The sequence below is a fragment of the Gluconobacter sphaericus NBRC 12467 genome (assembly GCF_006539125.1).
Taxonomy (GTDB): domain Bacteria; phylum Pseudomonadota; class Alphaproteobacteria; order Acetobacterales; family Acetobacteraceae; genus Gluconobacter; species Gluconobacter sphaericus.
In genome coordinates this window covers 1-8,146 of record NZ_BJMK01000057.1, presented here as the reverse complement: position 1 = coordinate 8,146, position 8,146 = coordinate 1, and the positions used below count along the sequence as shown (strand labels likewise).

Genomic DNA, 8,146 nt, shown 5'->3' with positions numbered 1-8,146 from the left:
AACGGTTCTTCGATCCCTCCACCTCTATCAGTTCCGTTGGCCGTATCGGCCATGATGAGATCTTCTAAAAAGATTTTCAACAGAGCCCTGTCGGAGTATGTTTTGAAATTAATAACTCATTCAAATAAATGCAAAGTTGGTAATATAAAAACCAAAACCCACATCCTGTGCGAATTCGTGAATCTTTTCGTGCGAGTGACATTTCCTAACGCGAGAAAGAACAGGATACATCCACGATACAGACGCTTCCTGCGGGAGCCGGGTGTGGCGTGTCGGCGACGCATGCGGTATGATCAGGCAACTGAATTCTAGCGTGGTGACCTGTCTTGACCGAGCTGACCGAGCCGACTGATCTGCCCCCTTCCGGCCGTCTTCCTGTGACGATCGAGGAGGAGATGCGCTCCTCCTATCTGGCTTATGCGATGTCCGTGATTGTATCGCGTGCTCTGCCGGATGTGCGGGATGGTCTGAAGCCGGTTCATCGCCGTATTCTCTACGCTATGCGCGAAAGCGGCTTCACCGCCGACAAGCCCTATCGCAAGTCGGCCCGTGCCGTCGGTGACGTGATGGGTAAATACCATCCGCATGGTGACAGCTCGATCTATGATGCCATGGTCCGGATGGCGCAGCACTGGTCGATGCGCGTCAAATTGATCGACGGCCAGGGCAATTTCGGTTCGGTTGATGGCGATAGCCCGGCCGCCATGCGTTATACCGAGGCCCGTCTGGCGAAGGCGTCGTCCTTCCTGCTGGACGATATCGATCGCGACACCGTTGATTTCCAGCCGAACTACGACGAAAGCGAGAACGAGCCGAAGGTTCTTCCGGCGGTCTTCCCTAACCTGCTTGTCAACGGTGCGGCCGGTATTGCCGTTGGGATGGCGACCAATATTCCGCCGCATAATCCGGGTGAGGTGATTGACGCCACGCTGGCGATGATTGCCAACCCGGATATTGAACTCGACGAACTGATGCAGATCATCCCGGGGCCGGATTTTCCGACGGGCAGCATCATTATGGGGCGCAGCGGCATCCGCCGTGCCTATGAGACGGGTCGCGGGTCCATTCCGGTGCGGGCGCGGGCTGAGATCGAGGAAATCCGCAAGGACCGTCAGGCCATCATCATCACCGAGATCCCGTATCAGGTGAACAAGGCCGCGTTGCAGGAAAAGATCGCTGATCTGGTTCGGGCCAAGGAAATCGAAGGGATTTCTGACATCCGCGACGAGTCTGACCGGTCGGGGATGCGCGTTGTCATCGAGCTCAAGCGCGATGCGACGCCGGACGTGGTTCTGAACCAGCTCTACCGCTTCACGCAGCTCCAGACGTCCTTCAGCGCCAACATGCTGGCACTTGATGACGGCAAGCCGCGGACGATGGGCCTCAAGGACATTTTGGAAGCCTTCCTGCGCTTCCGCGAAGAAGTCATCCTGCGCCGCGCCCGCTTCGATCTGAACAAAGCGCGTGACCGTGGGCATCTGCTGGTCGGTTTGGTGCTTGCGGTTGCCAATATTGATGCGGTGATCGCGCTGATCCGGGCGGCCCCGGATGCTGCGACGGCACGTGAATCGCTGATGGCGCGGGAATGGGATGCTTTGGAAGTCATCCCGCTGCTGGAGCTGATCCACGATGAAGGCAATGTCATCATTGATGGCAAGGTCCGTCTGACGGAAGCACAAGCCCGCGGTATTCTTGAGCTGCGTCTGCAACGCCTGACGGGTCTGGAGCGCGAGAAGATCCAGGGCGAACTGGGTGAGGTGGCCGTCAAGATCGGTGAGCTGCTTCAGATCATCGAGAGCCGTCCGCGCCGGATGGAAGTTATGCGCGAGGAGCTTCTGGCCGCCCGTGCGGAAGTCGCGACCCCGCGTGCGACGGAAATTTCCGATTCACTTGGCGACCAGACGGATGAAAGTCTGATCGAGCCGGGGCAGATGGTCGTGACCATCACGCGCGACGGCTTCATCAAGCGGACCCCGCTGGAGGTTTTCCGGTCGCAGAACCGGGGTGGTCGTGGTCGGACGGCTTCGGGGCGTCGCGGCGATGACGTGATCATCCGCAGCTTCAACGCGCATACGCATCAGTGGGTGATGTTCTTCTCCTCCGGCGGCAAGGCCTACCGGATGAAGGTCTGGCATCTTCCGGAAGCCGCGCCGACCGCCAAGGGCCGTGCGCTGGTCAACCTGCTGCCGGAACTGGGAACGGATTCCATCACAGCCGTTCTGCCGCTGCCGCAGGACGAGGAGCTGTGGGACGATCTACACCTCGCCTTCGCGACGGCTAGCGGCAATGTGCGCCGTAACCGTCTGAGCGATTTTCGCAATATTCGTGCGTCCGGTCTGATTGCCATGAAGCTCGACGAGGGAGATTCCCTCATCGGTGTGGCAACCTGTCGTGAAGGTCAGGACGTGTTCCTCGCAACGAAGAACGCGCGCTGCATCCGCTTCCAGATCACGGATGAGACGCTGCGTGTGTTTGCCGGTCGTGGCAGCACGGGCGTGCGGGGCATTCGTCTGGGCGACGGGGATGCGGTGATTTCGCTGTGTATCCTCAATCACGTCGATGCCAGTGTCGAGGAACGCTCGGCCTATCTGCGGATGGCTAATGCCAAGCGCCGTGCTGAAAATGCGGCTCTGGAGGATAGTGCCGAGGACGAAACCGTGTCCGGCGACGAGGAAATTGTCGAGATCACGGGCGATCTGACGCAGGAGCGCTTCGAGGAGCTGGAACAGCAGGAAGAAATCCTCCTGACCGTGACGGATGGCGGCTTTGGCCGTCGTTCCTCGGCCTATGATTATCGTGTGTCGGGCCGTGGCGGTCAGGGCATCACCAACATGACTTTCTCCGCAAACCGTCGCGGTAAGGAAGTGGTGGGCACTCTGCCGACGCTTGATGGCACGGACGTCATGCTGGTCACGGATACAGGACGTCTGATCCGTCTGCCGGTCTCGCAGGTCCGCGTCATGGCGCGTCAGGCCAGCGGTGTGACGCTGTTCCGTTTGAATGACAGCGAAACCGTCATCTGTGTCTTCCCGGTTCTGGAAGACGACACGGAAGAGGGCGATGCCGACGAGACTGTGGTTTCCGAGGCTCCTGCCGCTGGTGACAATGCTGCACCTGACGCCTGAGGCGCGGACGGATCCGCGTGTCGGGTTTTATCCCGGCACGTTTGATCCGGTCACGTTCGGGCATCTGGACATCATCCATCGGGCCTCCGCGCTGTTCGACCGGCTGCTGGTCGGGGTGGCGGTCAATGAAGGCAAGCAGCCGCTTCTGGATCTGGAAGCGCGGCTCTCGGCTCTGCGGCATGAGGTGGACAAACTGCCGCATGGGGAGCGGATCGAGGTTGTGGGCTTCGATACGCTTCTGGTGAATGCCGTGCGTCAGGCGGGGGCGGGCACGGTCGTACGCGGCCTGCGTTCGGGTGGCGATTTTGATTATGAGAGCCAGCTTTCCGGCGCGCTACGTCGTCTGGCCCCGGAAATCGAGACGGTTTTCCTGCTGTCGTCTGAGGAACATCGCAGCACGGCCAGTCGCATCGTGAAGGAAATCGCGCGGCTGGGAGGCGATATTTCACCCTTCGTCAGCGAAGATGTTGCACATATCGTCTTGTCGAAACTGGGCCGAGGGCCGACATAGGAACCTTCAACGATTTCTGGAAGGTTCCAAGATGTCCGATACTGCAGTGCCCGACGGCAACAAGCTGGTTTTCGAGCTCAAGACTGGCAAGGTGGTCATCGAGCTGCGCCCCGATCTGGCGCCTTTGGCTGCCGAGCGCCTCAAGCTGCTGGCTACTGAAGGCTTCTATGATGGCGTGAAGTTCCATCGCGTGATCGAAGGCTTCATGGCGCAGGGCGGCGATCCGACGGGAACCGGCACGAGCGGCAGCTCCTATCCGGACCTCAAGGCCGAGTTCACGAATGCTGCTAAGTTCGAGCGTGGCACGGTCGGCATGGCCCGCACGATGGCCCCGAACTCTGCCAACAGCCAGTTCTTCATCATGTTCGCTGCCAGTCCGCATCTGAACGGTCAGTACACGATCGTCGGTCAGGTGACTGAAGGCATGGAGTATGTGGATCAGCTGAAGCGCGGTTCCGGCGCCGGTGGCGTGGTTAAGGACCCCGACATCATCGTCAAGGCTTACGTCGAAGCCTGATTTTCGCTGAAATGCGGAATACTGCGAAAGCCAGTGCAGCAATGCGCTGGCTTTTTTATTCTCGCTTTTTAAAAACGCTATTATCTGATTTTTCAGAAAAACTCACGGATTTTATAGAAAAAATTATTTATTCAACAATACTGCGACCATAATTCTGGATGAAAATATTATTCCGAATCGTGATTTTTTCTAATTTCAAGTTTTCGGTTCTGAATATAACCCGGCCATGACGGATATCGACTGACATCCGCCACTCCTGTTTTCTACCGTTATTCTTCCAAACGACTCAGAACGGGATTTCGTCGTCCAGATCGTTATCCGGCGGAGCATCCCAGCCGCCATTGCTGCTACCTGAGCGGTTTCCACCACCGGCACTACCACGGGAACCGCCACCAAAGCCGCCGCCCGAACTGCCACTGGCGCCACTACGGCTTCCACCGCCGAAGCCGCCACCATTGCCGCCCCCGCCATAGCCGCCGCCGTTGTCAAAACCGCCATCGTCGCCACCGCCACGATTGCTGTCGATCAGTACCAGATCGCCACGGAACCGGTCGATCACGACTTCGGTCGTGTATTTTTCCTGACCGGACTGGTCGGTCCACTTCCGAGTGCGGAGTTCACCCTCGATATAAACCTTGCGCCCCTTACGCAGGAACCGCTCAGCCACATCCGCCGTCCGCTCATTGAAGATCACCACGCGATGCCATTCGGTGCGCTCCTTGCGCTCTCCGGACTGACGGTCGTTCCAGGTGTCCGACGTCGCAACGGTCAGGTTGACGATTTTAGACCCTGACTGCGTGTTGCGGACTTCCGGATCCTTGCCCAGATTTCCGACCAGAATCACCTTATTGACGCTACCTGCCATTCCCGTCCCAACCAATTTTCTCGAATTGTTCTTTTCATATAGGTCGCAAAAACCCATCTATAAAGTGATCTAGCATCCCTTATCGTACGTTCCCATTGCACAATCGCTATTCTTTGAATTTGGGGTCTCCGTGAGCTTTCCAGACAATCATTCGATCCGCGTCCGTGGGGCCCGCGCCCATAATCTCAAGAATATCGACGCCACGATCCCACGGGATTCCCTGACGATCATCACGGGCCTCTCAGGCTCCGGAAAATCCTCGCTGGCTTTCGACACGATCTATGCTGAGGGTCAGCGACGCTATGTGGAAAGTCTTTCCGCCTATGCCCGCCAGTTCCTTGAACTGATGGGCAAGCCGGATGTGGACTCTATCGAGGGCCTCTCCCCGGCCATCTCGATCGAGCAGAAAACCACCTCCAAGAACCCGCGCTCGACCGTCGGCACGATCACGGAAATCCACGACTACATGCGGCTGCTCTGGGCGCGCGTGGGAATCCCCTATTCCCCCGCGACCGGCCTGCCGATCGAGGCGCAGACCGTCAGCCAGATGGTGGACCGCATCATGGCCATGGGTGACGGCATACGCCTGATGCTGCTGGCGCCCGTCGTGAAAGACCGCAAAGGCGACTGCAAACGCGAACTCGCCGAACTGACCCGCAAGGGCTTCACCCGCGTGAAGATCGACGGCGAACTCTACGAAATCGCCGAGGCCCCTGAGCTGAACCGCAAGACGCGCCACACCGTCGAAGTCGTCGTGGACCGGATTGTCGTCAAGGAAGGGCTCGAATCCCGCCTCGCCGACAGCTTCGAGACCGCACTCGAACTCTCGGACGGCCTGGCCTACGCCGAGGAAGTGAAACGTGCAGGCGAAAAGGAGGCCCCGACGCATGTCGTCTTCTCGTCGCGCTTTGCCTGCCCCGTCTCCGGCTTCACGATCGAGGAGATCGAGCCGCGTCTGTTCTCCTTCAACGCCCCGATGGGCGCCTGCCCGGTCTGTGACGGTATCGGCACCGAAACCCATTTCGACGAAAACCTGATTGTCCCGGATGACAGCCTGACCCTGGCCGAAGGCGCCATCGCTCCATGGAAGGGTGCGAGCACGGACTGGTACGACCAGACGCTCGCCGCTCTCGCCCGCCATTGCGGCGATGACATGCACACGCCCTGGTCCGACCTCCAGCCCGCCACACGCGGCCTCATCATCAACGGCTCGAAAGAGCCGATCGACATTCCCTATACCGACGGCGGGAAGGTCCACATCGTCACCAAGCCGTTCGAAGGCGTGCTGAAGAACCTGCGCCGCCGCATGGCCCAGACAGACAGCATGTGGGTGCGCGAAGAACTGTCGCGCTATCAGTCCGAAAAACCCTGCCATGCCTGCCACGGCGCACGCCTCAAGCCCGAGGCACTGTGCGTGCAGGTCAAGGACCTCAACATCGCCGAGGCCTCCGACATGCCGATCCGCAAGGCGCTCGACTGGTTCTCCGGCGTGGAAGCCACCCTCACGCCCCAGCGCGCCGAAATCGCCCGCCGCATCCTGCGCGAAATCACGGACCGTCTGCACTTCCTCGACGATGTCGGGTTGGATTACCTCACCCTCTCGCGCGGCTCCGCAACCCTGTCGGGTGGCGAAAGCCAACGCATCCGTCTGGCGTCGCAGATTGGTTCGGGGCTGACGGGTGTGCTGTATGTGCTGGACGAGCCCTCCATCGGCCTGCATCAGCGCGACAATGAGCGCCTGCTCGGCACGCTCGAACGCCTTAAGCGCCTCGGCAACACCGTCATCGTCGTCGAACATGACGAAGACGCCATCCGCGCCGCAGACTACCTGATCGATATGGGACCAGGCGCGGGCAAGCTCGGCGGCGAAGTCATTGCTGTCGGCACCCCGGCCGAGGTCGCCAAAAACCCCAACAGCATCACCGGTGCCTATCTGTCAGGCCGCAAGGTCATTCCCGTCCCGACCGAACGCCGCAAGCCCAGCGGCATGCTCACCCTGCACGGCGCACGCGGAAACAACCTCAAAGATCTGACAGTCGATTTCCCGCTCGGCACCTTCATCGCTGTCACGGGCGTTTCGGGTGGCGGAAAATCCACACTGGTCATCGACACGCTGTATAAGGCGCTGTCCCGCCAGCTCATGAAATCGAGCCAGACACCGCTTCCCTATGACCGTCTGGAAGGCGTGGACAATCTCGACAAGATCATCGAGATCGACCAATCCCCGATCGGCCGCACCCCGCGCTCCAACCCCGCAACCTATACAGACCTATTCGCCCCGATCCGCGACTGGTTCGCCGAACTGCCGGAAGCCAAGGCACGCGGCTACAAGCCAGGCCGCTTCTCCTTCAACGTGAAGGGCGGCCGCTGCGAAGCCTGTCAGGGCGACGGTGTTCTCAAGATCGAAATGCACTTCCTGCCGGACGTGTACGTGACCTGCGACACGTGTAAGGGCGCGCGATACAACCGCGAAACATTGGAAGTGAAATTCCGCGGCAAGTCCATCGCGGACATTCTCGCCATGACCGTGGACGAAGCCCTGCCGTTCTTCCAGGCTGCCCCGAAGATCCGTGACCGTCTCGCCATCCTGCAACAGGTCGGGCTGGGCTATGTTGCCCTAGGCCAGCAGGCCACAACGCTTTCGGGCGGTGAGGCCCAGCGCGTCAAGCTGTCAAAGGAACTGGCCAAACGCGCCACCGGCCGCACGGTCTATATTCTCGACGAACCCACCACAGGCCTGCACACCGAAGACGTCCGCAAGCTGCTTGAAGTGCTGCATACCCTCGTCGATCAGGGCAACACGGTGCTGGTGATCGAGCACAATGTGGAAGTCATCAAGACGGCCGACTGGTTGATCGATATCGGCCCGGAAGGCGGAGACGGCGGCGGTCAGGTTGTCGCAGCAGGAACACCGGAAGACATCGCCGCGTGCAAGGGCAGCCATACCGGCCGCTTCCTCGCCCCGCTTCTGGACGCACCGGGTGCCAGACAGCCCCGTAAAGTCACGGCCACTAAAATTACACAAGCCATGCTTGCTGCCAGTCTACCGCCACCGAAGGCTAAAGAAAAAGCCAACGCAAAAAAGAAACCCAAAAGCCGCCCTGTCGGCTCCCGCAACAAGACAAAAG

The 8,146-nt window shown here is 59.7% G+C and carries 5 protein-coding genes; 4 read left to right on the top strand and 1 reads right to left on the bottom strand.

What is annotated here, in order from left to right; translation table 11 throughout:
- Positions 1 to 335 precede the first annotated feature (335 nt).
- Genes gyrA through GSP01_RS14030 form a run of 3 tightly spaced genes read left to right on the top strand, consistent with a single transcriptional unit; the run spans position 336 to position 4,153 of the window.
- Positions 336 to 3,125: a DNA gyrase subunit A gene (gene gyrA / locus GSP01_RS14040; protein WP_167495574.1), complete on the top strand. Its 2,790-nt coding sequence runs from the start codon at positions 336 to 338 to the stop codon at positions 3,123 to 3,125.
- Entirely contained in the window at positions 3,106 to 3,636 is a 531-nt protein-coding gene (coaD, locus tag GSP01_RS14035) for a pantetheine-phosphate adenylyltransferase (protein ID WP_141354521.1), read from the top strand. Before gyrA ends, coaD begins: the two co-directional genes overlap by 20 nt.
- Before the next feature lie 31 nt (positions 3,637 to 3,667).
- Positions 3,668 to 4,153 carry a peptidylprolyl isomerase gene (locus tag GSP01_RS14030; protein ID WP_141354517.1) on the top strand — a complete coding sequence of 162 codons (486 nt, stop codon included), beginning with the start codon at positions 3,668 to 3,670 and terminating at the stop codon, positions 4,151 to 4,153.
- Positions 4,154 to 4,439: 286 nt separating this feature from the next.
- Here GSP01_RS14030 and ssb read toward each other — a convergent pair whose 3' ends face one another.
- Positions 4,440 to 5,018 (bottom strand): single-stranded DNA-binding protein, encoded by a 579-nt coding sequence (gene ssb / locus GSP01_RS14025; RefSeq protein ID WP_141354516.1) that lies wholly within the window; start codon positions 5,016 to 5,018, stop codon positions 4,440 to 4,442.
- A gap of 130 nt (positions 5,019 to 5,148) precedes the next feature.
- Between ssb and uvrA the strand changes: the two genes are divergently transcribed.
- Positions 5,149 to 8,146, top strand: a 2,998-nt coding sequence (gene uvrA, locus GSP01_RS14020; protein ID WP_141354514.1) for an excinuclease ABC subunit UvrA, incomplete at its 3' end; no start/stop codon positions are given.

Coding starts and splice junctions, on each gene's coding strand:
- ssb (WP_141354516.1), bottom strand. CDS start 5,018: ATGGCAGGTAGCGTCAATAAGGTGATTCTGGTCGGAAATCTGGGCAAG.
- GSP01_RS14030 (WP_141354517.1), top strand. CDS start 3,668: ATGTCCGATACTGCAGTGCCCGACGGCAACAAGCTGGTTTTCGAGCTC.
- coaD (WP_141354521.1), top strand. CDS start 3,106: ATGCTGCACCTGACGCCTGAGGCGCGGACGGATCCGCGTGTCGGGTTT.